An 18,896-nucleotide genomic window follows, 5' to 3' on the forward strand; every position below is an offset into this window, starting at 1 on the left:
TTACGTTTAGGATTTCGCGGAAGGGGGGATAGATCGTGTAGAAATCAGCACGACTTCTTCAATTAAATATGGAGATACCATGAGCATAAGATGCCATGTAGCCGCCGCGATATTTCTTCTCTCGTTCGTTTCCTTTGGAACTCAGGCTCAGACAACTGTCCCTACCACAGGACTTGGAACCTGCATTGACTTCATAACTTCCCAGTCAACGACACTTACTGAACAGATAAACAGCAGCCCTAATTTTACAATCGCTTACGGCTCGGCCAGCTATACGGACATGCCAAATAAAGCTGTGTATATCCAAAATTATAGCTGCGAGAGTCAAGATATGCCGGGCATGTATTTTACAGTCTCAGCCCTAGCCCATGAGTTTGGTCATGTGAAATTCAACTATTCGTTTGCCAAAACGACTCGACAAGCATATATAGATGAAGCATGCAAGATGGAAGGACTTGCCGTAACAAATAACATAGTTGCAAGGAATGAAATATGGAGTTCCACTCAAAATAGCATAGACATTAACCTTGCAGCATCAAATCCCGATCAGCTTTTCGGGATTTACTATGCTGGAGGACCCAATGTTGCCTCAAACGTTGGAAAATCCTTTTGCGCGAATAACGTAACCTCAACCACAGGACAGAACTATAACGTATATTACGGAGAGCAGTATGACAAACTTCCTTAACAGATCATCATATTTCCGCCTTGCAATAACGCTACTTGCTGCCCTGATTGCACCTTCAGTATATGCAAATAAAATTTCAGCAGCGACAGCAGCGGATGCTGCCCGTACGTTTGAACTAGCCGAAGAAATTTCGAGAAATCTCAAAAAATCACCCTCTGAATTTATTAATTCATGGCCTGGGGCCAGAATTTCGACGCCGAATCTGAAAAACGAAGGAACGTATAAGGTTAGCGGAGGAATATTAAAAATAGGCGACCATCTGACTGCCAAGAACTCTTCCATATCAATATCAGCAGATAAAAAAAATATCGAATCAGTCTCACTGAATCTGGAAGGCTCCTGCGTCTCTCGTCAGGATTTCAAGAGTCGATATCCGAATTATCTGATTTCAAATATTCCGAGGGGACAGAGTAGCTCAGAGACATTGACTTTGGCCGTTGTTAAAAATCAGGAGAAGATGGAGTTTTCCTTCCCGGAGACCTCTCCAGATTGCCTAAGCTCCATTCGCCTAGCACCAGCAGACCCGCAAACGCTTAAAGCTGCGGAAGCAATTAATTAATTAGGAGCACTTTAAATTGTTACTGCCAGCACCGAGAGGGCTGGCAGTAACAGGATCACCGCCAATAAACGCTGCCGCGCAAACGTGCGCTGCGCCAGCGCCACCACAGCAAGGTGGCATAGGCGAGCGCATAACCGAGCAAGACGCCGGCAGCGCCGAGCAGGCTGGCATGACTGAGCCACCCGTCGGTTGGCCAGGCCACCCCCTGCCAGGCGCTACGCCAGCCCTGCACCATCCCGGCGATCACCCGGACCACGACCAACGCGGTCAAGCCCAGCACCAGCCACAGATTGGGCCGGTAAAACAGGCCTTGCGTGGTGCGTTCGAAGCGTGTCAGGCGCAACGCCAACGCGCCCAGCGCCAACCCGCAGGCCCAGCCGAATGCGGCATGGCTGATCGCGCCGGGCCAGAACGCCGCCGCGATCAAGCTGAAGATCACAAACAGCACGCTGGAGATGCCCGCCGACACCAGGTTGATCAGCAGCAGCCATCCACGCGCCTGACGACGTGCAGGACCCATGCGGAAGCGCTGCAGCAGCGACAACGGGAACACCACCACGAACACTGCCAGGGCAATGATCACAGCCAGCGGAATGGCAAGCAGCAAAGGCATCGGGAGACTGCCGTAGAAAGATCGCCGATGACACTACTACATCGCCCCTGAAGAACCTCTCTCAAGCACAAAGCGCGATATTTGCTGACCGCATGATGCTTGAGGACGGTGAGGGCACGCCCGCATCACCTGCAACCAGGCAAACAAAAAGACGATCCAGCGCAAGCGCTGATCTCATAATCGACGCATGGTGGAATGGAGGGACACTGGAGTTGGGTAGGGATTCGTGTAAAAAACAGCCAAAAGTGAGCTAACTCGCTGTGAGTAAAGGTTGCTTACATGAATCCCTACCGGCCCTCCCGCTCAGGAATCCCGGCCGACCCCATACGCGTGCAGGGCTGTTTATTCCGACTGAGGCACTGGCTGCACGGGCAGCTCCGCCGGTGCATCGACCCAGGGGGCGTCCCTACCCGCCGTCCCCTCCGATTCGCCTTCCCATTCGTCGCGCGCGTCGTACCACTCGTCACCGATCTGCTCAAGCGTGCCGACCAGGGTACGTTCGGCGGACGCCCGCTGTGATGGGCTGAAGCAAAGCGGCTCAAGCGGCACATCCGCCATCTCGATCCCGGCTAAGTCGTGCACATCCGCTGCAGCCGGCGAGCGGTGCCCGGCGACCAATTCGAAACCCAAGGCCATTGCGCTCCGGCCGAGTCGGATCGCCTGTTGTTGGCCCCAGCCGAGCGCTCCGCTCGTAGCCATGAGGCCCTTGGACAGGACGTCGCCGGCCACCCGGCCGAAAAGCAGGTAGGCCGCCGTGTAGCCGACGGTGCCGGCGATGAAGCCCGATGGGTTGGCCCTGGGGTCGTCCATGTAGCCGCTCATCACAGTGGCGACGGAGAAAGGCAGGCCGATCGTCATACCGCCGACCGTATCGCTCACGCTATCGTTCATCCCCGCATGCGTGACATGCGGGCTTAGCGCTTCACGGAGCAGGAACGTCGACGAGACGACCGCATCGGCGATGAAGTCAGGTAGGGCCAGCCCGTTGTTGCGCATCAGGGCGATGTTTGACCCGAGGACGGCGAAGGCTACGGTCGCCAGCGCGAGCTTTCCCTTCAGGTCGGGGTTGTTTGCGAACGATGCTTCCAGGGTCCGGCGCACCGCCTCTAGGGGTCCTGGTGGGTCATCGCTTGCGGCGAGCGGGCTCTCCTGCCGCGTCCCGGTCGCAACGAGCCGCTCAAGGCCCGTCACGATTCTGGACAGGTCCTGCTTGAAGAAGGTGAGCTGCCGATCCATGTGCGGCGTGATCCGCCGGTCCTGCTGGAATTCGCCGACGGAGCGGTTGACGTTGCTCAGACCCGCGCGCAGATCGCCCACGACTCCCTCAATGGCGTCCCTGAAGCCATCGGGAAGATCACGCCTGCGGTTGAATGCGCCGTTGAAGCGCAGCCGCATCGAGTCCATCAGGTCCTGCCCCAGCCGCAGGCCGAACATCATCATCCCTTGCGCCATCGCCGCGCCGGCGACGAAGCCGGCATTGCGCTGCAGCGGCGCGGCCTTGGCGTAGAAGGTGGGTACGGCATAGATCAGCGAGATGAAGAAGACGAGGCTGTGCCGGTTGATGGCGTGCTTCATGAACAGCTTGGCGTCGGTTGTCGGGCGTCGCATAAGCGAGACCAGCTGTATCGCCGTGTAGGTGTAGGAAGCAATGTTGAACGCAGCGTAGGTGCCAGTCTTCTGGGTGAACAGTGTGGCGAGCGGCAAGGGATACAGCAGAAGCGTCATCGCTCCCTGATATATCCGCTTCGCGGCACTCGCGTCGTGCTGCAAAGTGTGGATGTCGGTCTCGAAGCTGGTCATGACCGGCTCGAGATAGCGCCGGGCCTCGGCCAGGAACTCCGCCTCCTCTCGCGTCGACGCCTGCTTGTTCAGGTGCGACCGCAGTTCATTGACCCTCTCGCCCATGGCGGCCAGCAGCGTCTTCGGCTCTCGACATCCGGGCTCGGTGACCAGCTCGTTACGCAGCTTGTCCACGAATTCGCTGTCATCGAACTGCCGAAGCTCCTGGACGACCGACAGGTTGCCCAGGAAGGCGGCGATCCGCGACGAGCAATCACGCATGAGCAACCCGCTCTCGACGTCCCTCGCTTCGCCGGGATTGGCCGGGCACGGCTGGCTCGCCCCGGAACGGGCCGGTTGCGAACGCAAATCCGGGACGCCTTCATCGTCCCCGGCTGGCGTAATGGCCGGCATGACTTCGGGCCTCGAAGGCCGCTGACTGGAGATCGACAACAGGTCCGCGAGGCCCATCGTGGTTTCCGAAGCCGGTTGCGGGCACGCGCGTGACAGAGTGTCGCTGCCGTGTCCCGCTTCGATCTCGATGCTGCGGTCTGCGGGTGACGATCCGTCGCCCGAAACCGGGCCGTGCGGATGCGCGTTAGGGCCAAGGCCTGCGGTTTTGATCTGCATGATGTAGTCCTTGCGAGGAAGAAGACGTCGAGCGCGCCCGCAGCTGATCCGCGATTGGAAGGCCGCATTGAACCGCTTTACGATCCAGTTCGAGGGGCGGATCCCCCCGCTGTAACCAAAATCCGGTTACAAAAAAAAGCCTGCTCACGCTCGACTGGGGCGACCACGTCTCGACTAGAGCGGCCAGGACCCACAAATCAGCGCGCCATGCCGATCAGGGACCGAGCCATGACAGTCGCCTTGGTATCTTGTCGATTTCTTGCGGTGACTGTAGAAGCAAGTTTGAGGGGAGCGCTTTGCTTTACCGAAGTCCTGGCTGGGACGACGAAGGCATTGACGCGGAGGATGACCCATACCTTCCCCAACAGGCTGAGCATCAGCCTCCTGGCGTTGCACTGCTGCAATGGTCTTTTTCTATTCGCCACGGAGTGCGGTGGCCGCGGCTGTTCCCGAGGGCTGGCAGGAATTCGTGTAAAAACTTTTGCTGACAGCTAGCTAGGCCTGTTAACACATTCGAAGCCCATCAACGGTGAGCACAAGCTGAGGACTCCAAAGCAAAGGATCGACCCGATTGAACTTGGATGGGACCACTGGCACGAAACCAGGATCGAGCGCCAACTGGCGGGTTTCATTGCCTTAGTAAGCGCGATCCATTAGCGGATGAATCGGCCGCTCCACTTGCCCTAGTGTTCAAGCAATGCACAGCCTGCTGGTGCGCCATGTGCGTTGCCAGGCCTCAATCCGAACGTGATGGCTGTTCGAGCATCTGGGGCAACCAGACGCGAACGAAACAGTTCATCGGCAGGCAACTGCTCGGCGGCAGGACGGCGTATACGCATGGGCGAAAACTGCAGAAACCAGTACGTGGAGTAACGAAGACTGGCAATTCCAGCACGCCGAACAAGCAGGTGATACCGCGCAATGGATGCGGTTTGGAGGTTTTTCAGGGGCGACTACTACATATACATGCAGCAGCGCGTGTTCGGTGCCAATTGCGCACATCTGCAGCACGGCGAACGCGCTCGGCTCGGGGCGAACGCGCCAACGTGATACGCATCGGGAACGATCGAGCGCGTCCTGCCGAAGCTCGGCAGCGACCACGGAGACATCGTCGGCAATGTTGCCGCAGAGCTGCGAGCTGGGCGCCCCGTTTGGCAAGAACGGGACACCCGCCGGGCGAGCTGCAACTGGATCGTTGGGCTGTTGATCCCGGTACCGGCGCGCTTCCAGGCGATCAAGACGCGATGTTCGAAGAAGCAGGCCTCGCGCATCCGTTTTCGTCCAAGCAGAACACTTCGTTTTCCAGTCCCATCGGTTCGGCAGGGGGCGTGCCCTCGTGCAGGAGCGATGCGAGGATCCAGACGTGTATCGCGGGCGGTCCTGACTCCATGAAGCCGGCTTCCATCAGACCCGACACATCCACCAGCACCGCTTACACCGCGGAGCCGCCGCCTTCGGCCGATCCAGCCGACGGGATTGCGCAGTGGCCTGCGCCCCATCCCGACTGCCAGGGGTTGCCACGCCAACGACCCAGAAAGCGTGTTGCCGACACCGCGGGCGATGGCGATGGCGCACGGGCCGGCAGCCGTGCGCGCCCATGCGGCAGCGACGCATTCGCCATCCCGGACGGCTTTACCCGGGAGCAGATCCAACCATTTCACGATCTGGAACGACAATACGCCGCACTCTTTTGCACGTCCCACATCCGCGCCGTCCGGTCTGCACGCGATATCCAAGCCAGCCGGACAATGGATGTGGATATGGACGCATGTGTCGTCATCAATCTTGCGCAAGATGGATTTGATTCGATCGGCACGCACGGTTTGTCTTCATGCGTCTGCATTTGTGCAAAAGGAAAGAATCCTCGCGGCCACGACATCCTGGGCCTGCTGCATTATTCGGGGATACAGGATGCACAAGACGCACTTTCCGAAATCCGCGACGATATGCGCGAAGAAGGCGTGCGTAAGCCCGACATATTCCTGGTAGGCGGCATGATCTCCAACCAAGACGAGCTGGGCAGCTTCGAAATCGAGAGAGACCTGCTGGCGCTCGGGCACGACTTCAATATCGTAGGCGCCAAGCTGCACCCCAGCATGAGCGATCGCAACGGCGAGGAGAATGCCATCAACCTGGGCATGACGGCCGATGGCATCTATTACTACAAGTCGTGGTGAAGACGCCTGGGTGTAAAAGCGCCGCTGCCCGCACTCAAAACGCCGGCAGCACCGCGCCCTTGTACTTCTGCTCGATAAAGGCTTTCACTTCCGGGCTGGTCAGCGCTTTGGCCAGTTTCTGCACGCGCGCATCGTCCTTATTGTCGGCGCGCGCCACCAGGAAGTTGACGTACGGCGAGTCCTTGCTTTCGATCGCCAGCGCATCGCGGGTGGGATTAAGCCCGGCGTCGAGCGCGTAATTGGTGTTGATCAGCGCCAGATCGACCTGGTCCAGGACGCGCGGCAGCATGGCCGAATCGAGTTCGCGAAATTTGAGTTGCTTGGGGTTTTCGACGATGTCGCGCTGGCTGGACAGGGCGTTGCTCGGGTCCTTGAGTTTGATCACCCCGGCCTTGTCGAGCAGGATCAGCGCGCGGCTGTTGTTGCTCGGGTCGTTAGGGATCACCACATCGGCGCCGGTAGGTAGCTCGGCCAGCGCCTTGAAGCGGCGCGAATAGGCACCGAAGGGCTCGATATGCACGCCGACGACGGTGACCAGCTGGCTCTTGCGGTCGCGGTTGTACGCATCCAGATAGGGCTCGGTCTGGAAGTAGTTGACGTCGATCTGCTTCTGCACGACCTGGTCGTTGGGCTGCACGTAGTCGTTGAACACCCGTACATCGAGCTTGACGCCCTGCTTGGCCAGCAGCGGTTCGACCACTTCCAGGATTTCGGCATGCGGCACGGCCGTGGCGGCCACGGTCAGGGTGTCGCCGCCGCTGCCGCCACCGCCACCACAGGACGCCAATGCCAGCGTGGCTGCCGCCAGGAGGGAACGAAACGCGAATGTGCTCATGTAGGGATCCGTGGGAGGAGGAATGCGGACCTGCCGCAGGCGCTCAACCTACCAGACACGGCGTGTGGCAGCGATGCACCGCGCGGTGCGGACGGGGCGGCGATGCAGCTGTTGGGTCACGTGCGCCCCAACGGCCGCGCACCGGCTCAGCGCCGGCTGTAATGCGCCACCAGGCGGTCGCCCAGCATCTGCAGCACCTGCACCAGTACCAGCAAGGCGATGACGGTGATCAGTGCCACGTCCGAGTGCGAGCGCAGGTAGCCCTCGCGATAGGCCACATCGCCCAGGCCGCCGGAACCGATCGCACCGCCCATCGCGGTGAAGCCGATCAGCGCGATGGTGGTCACTGTGGCGCCGGCGATCAGGCCGGGGCGCGCTTCGGGCAACAGCACCCGCAGCACCAGTTGCCGGGTAGTGGCGCCCATTGCCTGGCTGGCTTCGATGATCCCGCGGTCGACTTCGCGCAGCGCGGTTTCCACCAGGCGTGCGTAAAACGGCGCGGCGCCGACCACCAGCGGCAGGATCGCGCCGCGCACGCCCAGCGAAGTGCCCATCAGCATCAGCGTGAGCGGGATCATCGCGATCATCAAAATGATGAAGGGCACCGAGCGCAGCAGGTTGATCAGCGCCGCGAGCGCGCCGTACAGCACCGGGCGCCGGCGCAACTGCGGCGCGCCGCACAGGAACAGCGCAACGCCCAGCGGCAGGCCGATCAGCAATGTCAGCGGCAACGCACCGGCCAGCATCAGCAAGGTATCGAGGGTGGCCTGGCCGATGTCGCTCCACTTGGCGGCATCGAGATTGCGGAAGAAACCGCCGGCGGCAGCAACGATCGGGGTCATACGCGCAGATCCTCCACCTGCACGCCGGCGGCGACGAAACCGGCGCGTGCAGCGTTCTGGTCGCCGCCGGTCAGGGCGACGATGAGCTGGCCGTAGGGCGTGTCCTTGATGCGATCCACCCGCCCGGACAGAATGTTGTAGTCCACCCCGGTTTCGCGGGCGATGCGGCCCAGAACCGGTTCGTAGGTACCGTTGCCCAGGAAGGTCAGCCGCACGATGCGTCCGCCGACTGCGGCGAAATCGCGATGCAGCTCGGCTTCGTCCACATGTTCGGCTTCGGAAACGAAGCGCCGGGTGGTGGCGTGTTTGGGATGCAGGAACACCTCGGTCACCGGGCCGGTTTCCACCAGCTTGCCGGCGTCCAGCACCGCGACGCGGTCGCAGACACGGCGGATCACATCCATCTCGTGGGTGATCAGCACGATGGTCAGGCCGAGCTCGCGATTGATCTGCGCCAGCAGCTGCAGCACCGAGGCGGTGGTCTGCGGGTCCAGCGCGCTGGTGGCCTCGTCGCACAGCAGGATCTGCGGGCGGGTGGCCAGCGCGCGCGCAATGCCCACGCGCTGCTTCTGCCCGCCCGATAGTTGCGCCGGATACTTGTTGGCGTGCTCCTGCAGCCCGACCCGGGCCAGCAGCTCGGCCACGCGCGCATCGATCTCGGCACGCGGCGTGCCGGCCAGTTCCAGCGGGAAGGCGACATTGCCGGCCACGGTGCGCGAGGACAGCAGGTTGAAGTGCTGGAAAATCATGCCGATGCGGCGGCGCAAGGCGCGCAGGCCCTGGCCGTCCAGCGCGGTCACGTCCTCGTCGCCGATCAGCAGACGACCGCCGCTGGGCTCTTCCAGCCGGTTGATCAGCCGGATCAGCGTGGATTTGCCGGCACCGGAATGGCCGATGATGCCGAACACCTCACCCGGGCCGATCCGCAGATCGAGCGGATGCAGCGCCACGATCTGGCGACCGTCGACGGAATAGGACTTGTGCAGGCGCTGAAACTGGATCACCGCGCGTGGCCGGTTGGGGGGTCGTGAAGCCTACCATCGGGATTGGGGATTGGGGATTGGCAAAGGCCACGGCGGCCCCGCTGTTGCCAATCCCGAATCGCGAATCCCGAATCACGGCCGCCAGGGATTCGCAAAGGCCACGGCGCTTCGGCTGTTGCGAATCCCGAATCCCGAATCCCGAATCCCGAATCCCGAATCCCAAATCCCAAATCCCGAATCCCGAATCCCGAATCCCGTCCTCACGGCCTCTCAAGCGGCAACGGCCTGTCCGCCTGGCGTATCCGCTCCCGGCGCAACAAATACAGCCCGCTGGCGACGATGATGCCGGCGCCGGTCCAGGTCCAACTGCCGGGCAGGGTCTGCCACAGCACCCAGTCCCAGCCGATCACCCAGACCAGACCGGTGTATTCCAGCGGGGCGATCATCGAGGCCTCGCCGCGCATGAAGGCCTGGGTCAGCGCAACCTGGCCGAGCGCACCGGCCAGGCCCATGCCGGCAATCAGCCCGGCGTGCCCGGCCTGTAGGGGCACCCAGCCGGGGATGGCCAGCAACCCGGCGCCGATCGCCATGAACAGCAAGAACCACACCACCATGGCCTGCGGGGTGTCGGTGCGGGTCAGCAGGCTCGCGGTGATCGCCGCGACGGCATAGGCGGTGGCGGCCAGCAGCACCATCAGCCCGGGCAGCGAGATCAGCCCGTCCACGCCCGGGCGCAGCACCACGATCACCCCGACCAGGCCAATGCCGATCGCGGTCCAACGGCGCGGGCCGACGTGCTCGCCCAGCAGCGGCACCGACAGCGCGGCCACCAGTAGCGGCGCCACGAAATACAGGGTGTAGGCGGTGGACAACGGCATGCGTTTGATGCCGAAGACGAAGCAGCCGATCATCACCATGCCCAGCACCCCGCGCAGCAGATGCAGGCCCCAGCGCACCGGCACGATCGCGCGCGGCCCGGCAGTGGCGAACACCCACACCAGCACGAACGGCAACGAGGCGGCGCCGCGCAACAAGGTGACCTGCAGCGGCGGGTAATGCGCCGAGAGCAGCTTCATTCCCGCGTCCATCAGCGAGAAACAGGCCACGGCGGCCACCATCCAGGCGATGGCGGGAAGCGGGGAGCGGGTGGTGGGCATGCACGCATTATCGCCGCGGCACTGGCACGCCCGCCAATGCCCGCATGACGGCCGGGCCGGCACGATGGCCTAGAATGGCGGCTGTTTTTCAATTGCAGGAGCTTTGCATGCCTTCCTTCGACGTTGTGTCCGAAGTGGACAAGCACGAACTGACCAATGCGGTGGATCAGGCCAACCGCGAGCTGGACACACGTTTCGACTTCAAGGGAGTCCAGGCCAAGTTCGAGCTGGAAGACGGCAAGGTGATCAACCAGTCCGCGCCCAGCGATTTCCAGATCAAGCAGATGACCGACATCCTGCGCGCGCGGTTGCTGGCGCGCGGCATCGACATCCGCTGCCTGGAGTTTGGCGAGGTGGAAACCAACCTGGCCGGCGCGCGGCAGAAAGTGACCGTCAAGCAAGGCATCGAGCAGAAGCAGGCCAAGCAGCTGGTGGCCAAGTTGAAGGAAGCCAAGCTCAAGGTCGAAGCGCAGATCAATGGCGACAAGCTGCGCGTCACCGGCAAGAAGCGCGACGATCTGCAGGACGCGATCGCGCTGCTCAAAAAGGCCGACTTCGAACTGCCGCTGCAGTTCGACAACTTCCGCGATTGAGTGCGGCGGGGTGACCGCAACGATCGGGACGGCGCTGCGCGTGCGCGCCGTGCGGCCGGGTGAGCCGGAGTGGCGCCTGCGGCCTGCGCGCGGCGCGGTGGCGCCCGTCACCTCGCCGCACTGGCCTAGCCTGCGAGCATGCGCGACCTGTTCGCCAGCCTGTTGCAACGCCTGCGCATGCACGGGCCGGCCAACGCAGCGGGCGAACATGCCCGGCACGCCGCCGCCCATGCGCAACCACGCATCGAGACCGGCTCGACGCTGCACACCATGGCCGACCTGGATCCGGTGGCGGCAGCGGCGTTTGCCGATGCCTTCCTGGTGGAGATCGAACATGCCATCGCCACCTGCACGCTCGGCGATGCCGGCACGCCGCAGGCGCAGGCGCTGCAGCAGATCCAATCGTTGAAAAACACCATCTCGCTGACCGGCTCGCAGCAACTGCTGAAGGCCTGCGACCAGTTGCGCGATGCCGCAAGCCATGGCGCGCTGGGCGAAACGCTTGCGCAGCGTTTCACTGCGGTGGCGAACGCGGCTGGCCTGCTGGTCAAGCAGTACCGGCGTACCCTTCCCTCCGACGATGCGGACCCTCATGCGTAGCACTCCCAACCGCGCAGCGCCCGGCCTGATCCTGGCCGCCAGGCAGTTGCGCAACGACAGACTGGTGCGGCTGTTCGAGTCGTTCCTGGAATATCGCGCCTGCGTCGGCCGCGTGATCGTGCAGAGCATCGTCACCGCGTGGTGCCTGGGCTGGCTGTACGGGCCGCAACCGGTGCTGGTGGCCGACGCGCACCATGTCTTTCCCACCGCGGTCGGCCTGTGGGTGCTGTCGGTGGTGTGGATGCTGCTGGTACGTCGCCGTGTCATTGCGCCCAGCGAATGGCTCGATGCGATGGGCTTTGCGATGAACCTGCTGTTCATCGGCATCCAGACCTACCTGGCCTTCATCCTGTTGATGTCGTTGAATGCATTTTTGCCGTTCATCACCATCGCGGCGGTGGCGCGTTACGGGCAACGCGCGATATTTCCGGTGTTGCTCAGCACCTTCGTGCTGATGCTGTTGACCGCACCGTCAGGCTATTGGCTGTCGCGTCCGGCGTATTTCGTCTATGCCGTGGCGCTGATCATCGTGCTGCCGTTGCTGGTGGCGCGGATCGTGCTTGCGATGCAGGAAGTGGCACTGCAGGCACTGGCCTCGCGCGATGCGCAAAGCCGTTTCATCAGCACCATGAGTCACGAATTGCGCACGCCGCTGAATGCGGTGATCAACTGCGCCCAATTGATCGAAACCGAGCAAATGCCGGCACAGCAACGCGAGTTGCTGCACTCGGTGACCGTCAATGCGACCGCGCTGCGCCATCGTGTCAACGAGGTGCTGGATGTGGCCAGCATCGATGGCGGACGCCTGCAGCTGCATCGCAAGCCCTTGAACCTGCTGGACGTGGTCACCACAGTGAAAGCGGTCTGCGCCACCGCGGCGTCCAGCAAGGGCGTCACGCTCGATGTGCGTGTCGATAGCCCGCAAGCGCCGCACGTGATGGGCGACGAAGGCCGCATCGAACAGGTGATCAGCAACCTAGTGATCAACGCGATCAAGTTCACCCCGGCCGGCGGCACGGTGGATCTGCTGATCGACGCGACCCAGGTGCAGGAGCGCTGGAGCATCGCGGTGACCGTCACCGACACCGGTATCGGCGTACCGGACGATCAGAAGGCCTACATCTTCACTCCGTTCACTCAGCTCAGTACCGGCTTCAGTCGCGTCGAAGGCGGCGTGGGCCTGGGGCTGTACATCGCGCTTTCCGTTTCCGATGCGATGGGCGGCAGCCTGACCGTGAGCGACAACCCCGCCGGTGGCAGCATCTTCCGCTGGATGTTCGAACTGCCCGGCGCCGCGGCCGGCAGCCATACGCTCGCGCTGCGCGATGCGCTGGCCCAGCACGCAGAAAACGTGCCCTCCCTGCATTGCCTGGTCTTTGAAGACATGGATACCAATCGTCTGGTGATCGGCAATCTGCTGACCCGCGCCGGGCATCGGGTGAGCTTCCAGGTCGATGGCACCGACGCGGTGCAGCGCATCCGCGAGGCAGCGCCGGACCTGGTGTTCCTGGATCTGCACATGCCGGGCACGTCCGGCTGGGATGCGCTGCGGCAGGCGCGCGATGCGATGTCGGCGCTGCCGCCGATCATCGTGCTGACCGCCGACACGCGGACCGATTCGATGCGCGACGCCAGCGCGGCGGGCGTGGCCGGCTATCTGCCCAAGCCGATCAATGCGCACGAGTTGCTGGCACTGCTCGCCCGGCACGCCAGCCATGCACGCCCCTGAGCTCAAGCCGGGCAACGCCGCACGTGCCTACTGGCATCATGCCGCGCATGCCGGCACGCCGCTGGTGGTGCTGTACCTGCACGGCTTCAGCGCCAGCCCGGGCGAAGCAGGCGCGCTACCCGAACAGATGGCCGATGCGCTGGCCGCCAACGGCTACGTGCATCGCTGGCCCGGGCACGGGCTCACCGCCGCCGATGCAATGCAGGGGCTTACACCGGCGGTGTTGCAGGCCTCGGCGCTGGAGGCACTGGCCCAGGGCCAACGCATGGGCGAGCGGGTTGCGATTGTCGGCTCGTCGATGGGCGCGACACTGGGTTTGTGGCTGGCCGCGCAGTACCCGGACGTGGTGGCCGGCGTGGTTGCCTGGTCGCCCGGCATCCGGCCTGCCGACCCGGCATTGCTCGAACAGGTCTGCGCCGCGCAGGCGCCGTTGATCGACCCGCGCACGCGCACGCCTGCCGCGCGTGCGTTCTGGTCGGAGACGATCCATCCGGACGGATTTCGCGCCTTGCGTGACCTGTTTGCGCTCATCGCCGCCGACCCGCCGTGGCCACGCGTGCGCTGCCCGGTGTTTCTAGGCTATTACCGCGCTGCCGACGGCCGCGAAGACGGCGTGGCCTCGGTGCCGGCGATGCTGCAGATGTTTGCAGCGTTGGGCACTGCGCCGGCACACAGGCATGCGCTGGCCTTCGACACCGGCGCGCATGCGATCGGGTCGCCGCACAAGACCCCGCTGGCCGGCGCCGTCGCGCAGGCGTCCATCGCGTTCTTGCAGGCGCAGCTCCGTGCTGCGCCGCACGGCCTAAATGCGTGAGCGCAAGCTGGTCTGCGCGCGCGGCGGAAGAAACCTGCCGCCTCACTGGCAGTGTCGCGATGGTGCCCCGCTAGCGCCCGCTGCCACCCGCAACCACGCGCGCGGTCCGCTGCATGGCGATCGCATACACTGGCGCGCCAGCCCGCTGCCGCCACGATGACCACCACGCCCGCAACCTCCGATCCGATCGCCGACACCCGCAAATGGATCGAACGTGCAGTGATCGGATTGAACCTGTGCCCGTTCGCCAAGGCGGTGTACGTCAAGGAACAGGTGCGGCTGGTGCTCAGCGATGCCAGCACGCCCGAAGCCTTGCTGGAACAACTGGCCGAGGAACTGGTGCTGCTGCGCGATACGCCGGCCGAACAGATCGACACCACGCTGATCGTGCATCCGGACGTTCTCACCGACTTCCTGGACTACAACGACTTTCTCGACAACGCCGATGCGGCAGTGGAAGCGCTGGACCTGCAAGGCGTGTTGCAGGTGGCCAGCTTCCATCCGGATTACCAGTTCGCAGGCGCGGCGCTGGACGATGTGGCCAACTTCACCAACCGCTCGCCCTTCCCAACCTTGCACCTGTTGCGCGAAGACAGCGTGGAGCGTGCGGTGGCGGCGTTCCCGGATCCGGATGTGATTGTGGAACGCAATATCCAGACGCTCCAACGCCTGGGCAGCGATGGCTGGGAGCGCGTGCTCAACGGTGCAGAGCACTGAGTGCTGCACCTGCCGTCCGGGACGGCAGGCGAGTGCGATTTTCGCCACCTGCGCCCGCAGGTCGTCGGCATAAAAAACAGGGCGGAAGTTCATCAGCCGCATGCGGATCACGTGCTCGGTGTCGAACCGGTCGAGCGCCGCATGCCGCCGGGCACGCTGCACACGCGTGGCACCGGGCAATCGTGTGATCGAGTGCAAGCGCAGCAGCACTGGCGGCACCGGGACATTGCGGAACGCACGCGGCCCGGGCAGCTGCCCGGATCAGCCTGCATCCGTCAGGTTCAATGCGGATGACATCGAGCGCACGCGTGGCACGTGCGCCCCAATCCTCATCCGCGCTCCACGTTGCTGCGACGACGACAGCCCGCGCGCTACAGTGCCGCCACCCTCACCCACGTGCCGCATGCCATGGCCTTGATCCCCGCAGTTTCCGCATGGAACCCGTCGCCGCTACAGGACCGCGTGGTGGTGGTCACCGGTGGGGCGCAAGGTATCGGCCGCGGCATTGCCCAGGCGGTGCTGGGCGCGGGCGGCAGCGTGGTGATTGGCGATCTGGATGCCGATGCCGGCAAGGCCTGCCTGCAGGAGTGGGCACTGCCGCGCCGTAGCGCTTTCGTCCGCTGCGATGCCGCGCGCCAGGCGCAGGCCACGCGCCTGGTCGCCACAGCGCTCAAGCGCTTCGGGCGCATCGATGGGCTGGTCAACAATGCCGGCGTGCCCGATCCGCATATCGCAGCACTGCCGCAACTGGACTGGGACACCTGGAACAGCCGGCTGTCCAGCCTGCACGGCGCCTTCCTGTGCAGCAAGCAGGCGCTGCCCGCGCTCAGGCAGGCGCCAGCCGGTGGGGCGATCGTCAACATCGCCTCCACCCGCGCCTGGCAATCGGAGCCGCACAGCGAAGCGTACGCCGCAGCCAAGGGCGGCCTGGTGGCCTTTACCCACGCGCTGGCGCTGAGCGAAGGACCGCATGTGCGCGTCAACAGCATCAGCCCGGGGTGGATCAGCACCGACGCGTGGCGCGCGCCGCAGCGCCGGCGGGCGCCGAAATTGTCGCGTCGCGACCATGCACAGCACCCGGCCGGGCGCGTGGGCACGCCCGAAGACATTGCGCAGCTGGCGGTGTATCTGCTTGCGCCGCAGCTGTCCGGTTTCGTCACCGGGCAGGATTTCATCGTCGACGGTGGCATGTCGCGCAAGATGCACTACGCGTAGAGCGTGTGATGTACGTTGAGGTGAGTGCGAAGCGTGCTGTGGCGCGTCGAGACAAGGCGTGCGGCTTGCCTTGGCGCCAGCCAAGCCGGCGCCACGCAGCACCCGCTCCGCACCGCTGGCGGCCAGCGCATCTCATCTCAAAGTGCATAACACGCTCTAAGAGCAGCGCAGCGAGGCGGTCGGCAGCACCTGCATGATCAGCCGGGCTGGCGCATGAACTGGCCCCGCGACGTATCCACTCGAACCCGTCACCCCGACAAGCGTGCTTCCAGCAAGCGTTGTGCATCACTCAGCGAGGGCAGGATGCGGTGGCCGAGCGCGCGCACGGTGGCGTCGGGCTCGAGCAGGTCCGGAATCTGGATCGGTGTCATGCCGGCCGCCAATGCTGCACGCACGCCGGTGGGCGAGTCTTCCAGCACCAGGCAGTGCGCAGGGTCTACCGCCAAGGTGCGCGCAGCCAGCAGGTAGATATCCGGCGCAGGTTTCGGATGGACCACGTCGCTGGCCGTGCACACGGCATCGAAGCGCCACAACAGATCGGCCGCTTCCAGCTTGCGCAGCGCCAGCGGGCGCTGGGTGGAGGTGGCCACCGCGCGCGGCATGCGCTGGGCTGCCAGATAGTCCAACAGCGCAACGATGCCGGGCCGATGCGGGATGCCGCGCTCGACCGCAGCGGCATACAGCCGTTGCGCATGCGCCAGCATGGTGTCGGCCGCGGCCTCGCCGATCCGTTCGCCGAGCAGCCGGCGGCAGGCCGCATCGCCGGTGCCCACCATGCGCAACCAGAAGGCCGGTTCGATCTGCAGACCCTGGTCGTCGGCGGCCTGCGCCAGACAGGCCGTGATGGCGCGCTCGCTATCGAGCATCAAGCCATCCATGTCGAAGATCACCGCCTGCGGGCGAAACGGCAGCGCTGCACTGTGGGTCATGCCGGAGCGCCGCGGCTGAACAACACCTCAAGATCGTTCGCTTCCAGCGCACGCCATTGCCCCGACGACAATCCATCCAGCGACAGGCCGCCGATGCGGCTGCGGTGCAGCGCGACCACGTGGTTACCGGCGGCAGCGAACATGCGCCGCACCTGGTGATAGCGGCCTTCGTGCAAGGTCAGCCGCGCCTGGCGTGGGCCAAGCACCTCCAGCTCGGCCGGCAGCAGCGGCTTGGTTTCGCCGTCCAACAGCAAGCTGCCGCTGGCGAACAGCGCGGCCTCCTCGCCACGCAGGTCCTCGGCCAGGGTGATGTCATACACCTTGTCCAGGGCCGATTTGGGCGAAATGATCCGGTGCAGCAGCGCGCCGTCGTCGGTCATCAACAGCATGCCGCTGGTCTCGCGGTCCAACCGACCCACTGGCGCCAACACCGGCGCGCGCAGGCGGAAACGTGGCGGCAGCAATTCGTAGATCAGCCGGCCGGTGTCCTTGGTCGAGCAGGTGTAGCCGCTGGGTTTATGCAGCAACAGGCTCAAGCCCGCTGGCGGGTCGAGCGGTTCGCCATCGATGCGGATGGCGTCGTGCTCCACCTGGTCGTCGGCATACAGCACCTCGCCTTGCGCATCGGTGATCGCGCCCTGCCGGAACAGCTGGGTGACCTGCTTGCGGCTGCCGTAGCCGAGATTGGCGATGTGTTTGACCAGCTTCATGGGCGCGCTCCGCGGCCGCGGATCGCCGCGATCAGCTTGAACCCATCGCGTTCGGCAGCCACGCGGACCTGTCCGAAACTGTCGTTGAGCACCTGTTCGTAAGGTAGGTGCCGGTTGGCGACCAGTATCAATTGCCCGCCCGGGCGCAGTGCCTGTGCGGCCACCGCAATGAAGCGCTGTCCGATGTCCGGGCGGTCGGCACGCGACGGCGTATGGAACGGCGGGTTGCTGACGATGAAATCGTATTGCGCCACCAGCCCGGCGGTGACATCGCGCCAGTGGTAGTGCAGCTGCGCCGGATGCGCGATGTCCTGCAGGTTGCGCCGCGCCAGCGTCAATGCGCGCGCCTCGGCTTCGTACAGATCCAGCGCGGTGACCTTGGGACAACGCGCCAGCACTTCGGCCGACAGATAACCAAAACCCGCGCCCAGATCGGCGCCATGGCCGGCCAGCGTGGTCGGCAGATGCTCGACCAGCAGCGCGGACGCCGGGTCGATGCGATCCCAGGCGAAGACGCCGGGACGGCTGACAAAGCGGCCGTCCAGAATCTTGCGTGGCGCATCCAGCGCGGCCCAGCGCGCCTGCAGCGCGGCATCGGTGTCGGCCGGCAGCGGCGCGCTCCAATAGGTGCGGCAGTGGTACTTGGTCAGGCTGCCGGCCAGCCCGGTGAGCTGGCGCAGATCGGCTTCTCCCGAGCGCGCGCCTTCGTTGTTGGACTGGCAGGCCACCACACGGCCACCGGGCGCAGTCAGCGCCACCGCACGTGCGAACAGCGCGCGCGCCTCCTCGCGCTGCCGCGGAGGCAGCACCAGCACCAGGGCATAGCGCGTACTGTCGGCCTCAATCTCGCTTTCTTCGCGCACGTTCCACCCATTGCGCTCCAGCGCTTCGGCGAACGGACGGAAGCTCTGCTCGCAGGTCAGCGTCTGGGGGCTTGCCTGCTCGCGCAGCGGAAAACCGTCGCGCGCGCGCAGGAACAACACCGGTCCTTCCGGCCATGGCAGCGCGCCTTGGGCAAAAGGCAGGAACAGGGCTTGAAGCGGGGCGTCGTGCGGGCCAGCCATTGGTCGTCGGAGCGGAAATGGGCGGCCATTGTAAGGGAGCGGTGGCGGTGTGACGCCCGCTGCGGTTGCATACTGACTGTCCGGAACAGAAGGGGGAGGCTTGCGTGGCATCCAGATGATTCCATTTGACTGATAAGTAACAAATATGGTGTTGAGCGCAAAGTGATAATGCGATAGCGATCACGTGATTCAATCTCATCCACAGGCTGCCTTCGAATGGCTTACCGAGGCTTGGATGGCTTCTTTAATGAGCGCATTGACA

Annotated in this window: 18 protein-coding genes and 1 pseudogene; 9 read left to right on the top strand and 10 right to left on the bottom strand. The window is 63.9% G+C overall.

The window, feature by feature from the left end:
• Window positions 1-79 precede the first annotated feature (79 nt).
• Together LN450_RS15060 and LN450_RS15065 are read left to right on the top strand one after the other, a co-directional pair.
• On the top strand, window positions 80-688 hold the full coding sequence (locus LN450_RS15060; RefSeq protein WP_011348666.1) for a hypothetical protein: 609 nt from the start codon (window positions 80-82) through the stop codon (window positions 686-688).
• Window positions 672-1,247 (top strand): hypothetical protein, encoded by a 576-nt coding sequence (locus LN450_RS15065; protein WP_074038455.1) that lies wholly within the window; start codon window positions 672-674, stop codon window positions 1,245-1,247. The genes LN450_RS15060 and LN450_RS15065 overlap by 17 nt, the downstream gene beginning before the upstream one ends.
• A gap of 55 nt (window positions 1,248-1,302) precedes the next feature.
• Here LN450_RS15065 and LN450_RS15070 read toward each other — a convergent pair whose 3' ends face one another.
• The 3 genes and pseudogenes from LN450_RS15070 to LN450_RS15080 form a co-directional block, all read right to left on the bottom strand.
• The gene (locus LN450_RS15070; protein ID WP_011348667.1) at window positions 1,303-1,860 is read right to left on the bottom strand and encodes a CcdC protein domain-containing protein; all 558 of its coding nucleotides are present in this window, start codon (window positions 1,858-1,860) and stop codon (window positions 1,303-1,305) included.
• A gap of 342 nt (window positions 1,861-2,202) precedes the next feature.
• Window positions 2,203-4,269, bottom strand: a complete 2,067-nt coding sequence (xopAA, locus tag LN450_RS15075) for a type III secretion system effector XopAA (protein ID WP_041855088.1) — start codon at window positions 4,267-4,269, stop codon at window positions 2,203-2,205.
• 558 nt (window positions 4,270-4,827) lie between these two features.
• Window positions 4,828-5,048, bottom strand: a pseudogene (locus tag LN450_RS15080) (transposase); the annotation flags it as partial.
• A 609-nt stretch (window positions 5,049-5,657) separates the two neighbouring features.
• Here LN450_RS15080 and xopAK point away from each other — a divergent pair.
• Window positions 5,658-6,446: a XopAK family type III secretion system effector gene (xopAK, locus tag LN450_RS23290; RefSeq protein WP_269466020.1), complete on the top strand. Its 789-nt coding sequence runs from the start codon at window positions 5,658-5,660 to the stop codon at window positions 6,444-6,446.
• Between the two features lie 34 nt (window positions 6,447-6,480).
• On the opposite strand, the gene LN450_RS15095 is transcribed toward xopAK, so the two are convergent.
• From LN450_RS15095 to LN450_RS15110, 4 genes are all read right to left on the bottom strand, one after another.
• Window positions 6,481-7,281 (bottom strand): MetQ/NlpA family ABC transporter substrate-binding protein, encoded by an 801-nt coding sequence (locus LN450_RS15095; RefSeq protein ID WP_011348670.1) that lies wholly within the window; start codon window positions 7,279-7,281, stop codon window positions 6,481-6,483.
• A gap of 146 nt (window positions 7,282-7,427) precedes the next feature.
• Window positions 7,428-8,123, bottom strand: a complete 696-nt coding sequence (locus tag LN450_RS15100) for a methionine ABC transporter permease (protein WP_011348671.1) — start codon at window positions 8,121-8,123, stop codon at window positions 7,428-7,430.
• Window positions 8,120-9,127, bottom strand: coding sequence for a methionine ABC transporter ATP-binding protein (locus LN450_RS15105; RefSeq protein WP_008578010.1), 1,008 nt, complete (start codon window positions 9,125-9,127; stop codon window positions 8,120-8,122). The genes LN450_RS15100 and LN450_RS15105 overlap by 4 nt, the downstream gene beginning before the upstream one ends.
• Before the next feature lie 239 nt (window positions 9,128-9,366).
• Window positions 9,367-10,263: a DMT family transporter gene (locus tag LN450_RS15110; RefSeq protein ID WP_011348672.1), complete on the bottom strand. Its 897-nt coding sequence runs from the start codon at window positions 10,261-10,263 to the stop codon at window positions 9,367-9,369.
• 107 nt (window positions 10,264-10,370) lie between these two features.
• Here LN450_RS15110 and LN450_RS15115 point away from each other — a divergent pair, with 107 nt between their 5' ends.
• From LN450_RS15115 to LN450_RS15140, 6 genes are all read left to right on the top strand, one after another.
• Window positions 10,371-10,856, top strand: coding sequence for a YajQ family cyclic di-GMP-binding protein (locus LN450_RS15115; protein WP_008578012.1), 486 nt, complete (start codon window positions 10,371-10,373; stop codon window positions 10,854-10,856).
• Between the two features lie 138 nt (window positions 10,857-10,994).
• Window positions 10,995-11,456 carry a hypothetical protein gene (locus tag LN450_RS15120; protein WP_011348673.1) on the top strand — a complete coding sequence of 154 codons (462 nt, stop codon included), beginning with the start codon at window positions 10,995-10,997 and terminating at the stop codon, window positions 11,454-11,456.
• Window positions 11,449-13,185, top strand: coding sequence for an ATP-binding response regulator (locus tag LN450_RS15125; RefSeq protein ID WP_039418446.1), 1,737 nt, complete (start codon window positions 11,449-11,451; stop codon window positions 13,183-13,185). The genes LN450_RS15120 and LN450_RS15125 overlap by 8 nt, the downstream gene beginning before the upstream one ends.
• On the top strand, window positions 13,172-13,999 hold the full coding sequence (locus LN450_RS15130) for an alpha/beta hydrolase (RefSeq protein ID WP_039418448.1): 828 nt from the start codon (window positions 13,172-13,174) through the stop codon (window positions 13,997-13,999). Before LN450_RS15125 ends, LN450_RS15130 begins: the two co-directional genes overlap by 14 nt.
• Before the next feature lie 156 nt (window positions 14,000-14,155).
• The gene (locus tag LN450_RS15135; protein WP_008578017.1) at window positions 14,156-14,716 is read left to right on the top strand and encodes a DUF1415 domain-containing protein; all 561 of its coding nucleotides are present in this window, start codon (window positions 14,156-14,158) and stop codon (window positions 14,714-14,716) included.
• Window positions 14,717-15,124: 408 nt separating this feature from the next.
• On the top strand, window positions 15,125-15,931 hold the full coding sequence (locus tag LN450_RS15140; protein WP_011348677.1) for an SDR family oxidoreductase: 807 nt from the start codon (window positions 15,125-15,127) through the stop codon (window positions 15,929-15,931).
• 248 nt (window positions 15,932-16,179) lie between these two features.
• Here the strand turns inward: LN450_RS15140 and LN450_RS15145 are convergent, their stop codons facing one another.
• Genes LN450_RS15145 through LN450_RS15155 form a run of 3 tightly spaced genes read right to left on the bottom strand, consistent with a single transcriptional unit; the run spans window position 16,180 to window position 18,634 of the window.
• Complete coding sequence (locus LN450_RS15145) at window positions 16,180-16,860, bottom strand: HAD family hydrolase (RefSeq protein WP_011348678.1); 681 nt, start codon at window positions 16,858-16,860, stop codon at window positions 16,180-16,182.
• Window positions 16,857-17,570: a pseudouridine synthase gene (locus LN450_RS15150; RefSeq protein WP_011348679.1), complete on the bottom strand. Its 714-nt coding sequence runs from the start codon at window positions 17,568-17,570 to the stop codon at window positions 16,857-16,859. The genes LN450_RS15145 and LN450_RS15150 overlap by 4 nt, the downstream gene beginning before the upstream one ends.
• Entirely contained in the window at window positions 17,567-18,634 is a 1,068-nt protein-coding gene (locus tag LN450_RS15155) for a class I SAM-dependent methyltransferase (protein ID WP_039418450.1), read from the bottom strand. Before LN450_RS15155 ends, LN450_RS15150 begins: the two co-directional genes overlap by 4 nt.
• Window positions 18,635-18,896: the final 262 nt, after the last annotated feature.

The organism is Xanthomonas euvesicatoria pv. euvesicatoria (assembly GCF_020880415.1).
In the GTDB taxonomy this organism is placed as follows: domain Bacteria; phylum Pseudomonadota; class Gammaproteobacteria; order Xanthomonadales; family Xanthomonadaceae; genus Xanthomonas; species Xanthomonas euvesicatoria.

Bases quoted from the DNA above. Each gene is read 5' to 3' on its own strand.
- LN450_RS15135 (WP_008578017.1), top strand. From the start codon at position 14,156: ATGACCACCACGCCCGCAACCTCCGATCCGATCGCCGACACCCGCAAA.
- LN450_RS15115 (WP_008578012.1), top strand. From the start codon at position 10,371: ATGCCTTCCTTCGACGTTGTGTCCGAAGTGGACAAGCACGAACTGACC.
- LN450_RS15120 (WP_011348673.1), top strand. From the start codon at position 10,995: ATGCGCGACCTGTTCGCCAGCCTGTTGCAACGCCTGCGCATGCACGGG.
- xopAA (WP_041855088.1), bottom strand. From the start codon at position 4,269: ATGCAGATCAAAACCGCAGGCCTTGGCCCTAACGCGCATCCGCACGGC.
- LN450_RS15150 (WP_011348679.1), bottom strand. From the start codon at position 17,570: ATGAAGCTGGTCAAACACATCGCCAATCTCGGCTACGGCAGCCGCAAG.
- LN450_RS15095 (WP_011348670.1), bottom strand. From the start codon at position 7,281: ATGAGCACATTCGCGTTTCGTTCCCTCCTGGCGGCAGCCACGCTGGCA.
- LN450_RS15100 (WP_011348671.1), bottom strand. From the start codon at position 8,123: ATGACCCCGATCGTTGCTGCCGCCGGCGGTTTCTTCCGCAATCTCGAT.
- LN450_RS15125 (WP_039418446.1), top strand. From the start codon at position 11,449: ATGCGTAGCACTCCCAACCGCGCAGCGCCCGGCCTGATCCTGGCCGCC.
- LN450_RS15070 (WP_011348667.1), bottom strand. From the start codon at position 1,860: ATGCCTTTGCTGCTTGCCATTCCGCTGGCTGTGATCATTGCCCTGGCA.
- LN450_RS15065 (WP_074038455.1), top strand. From the start codon at position 672: ATGACAAACTTCCTTAACAGATCATCATATTTCCGCCTTGCAATAACG.
- LN450_RS15130 (WP_039418448.1), top strand. From the start codon at position 13,172: ATGCACGCCCCTGAGCTCAAGCCGGGCAACGCCGCACGTGCCTACTGG.
- LN450_RS15110 (WP_011348672.1), bottom strand. From the start codon at position 10,263: ATGCCCACCACCCGCTCCCCGCTTCCCGCCATCGCCTGGATGGTGGCC.
- LN450_RS15060 (WP_011348666.1), top strand. From the start codon at position 80: ATGAGCATAAGATGCCATGTAGCCGCCGCGATATTTCTTCTCTCGTTC.
- LN450_RS15155 (WP_039418450.1), bottom strand. From the start codon at position 18,634: ATGGCTGGCCCGCACGACGCCCCGCTTCAAGCCCTGTTCCTGCCTTTT.
- xopAK (WP_269466020.1), top strand. From the start codon at position 5,658: ATGAAGCCGGCTTCCATCAGACCCGACACATCCACCAGCACCGCTTAC.
- LN450_RS15145 (WP_011348678.1), bottom strand. From the start codon at position 16,860: ATGACCCACAGTGCAGCGCTGCCGTTTCGCCCGCAGGCGGTGATCTTC.
- LN450_RS15140 (WP_011348677.1), top strand. From the start codon at position 15,125: ATGGCCTTGATCCCCGCAGTTTCCGCATGGAACCCGTCGCCGCTACAG.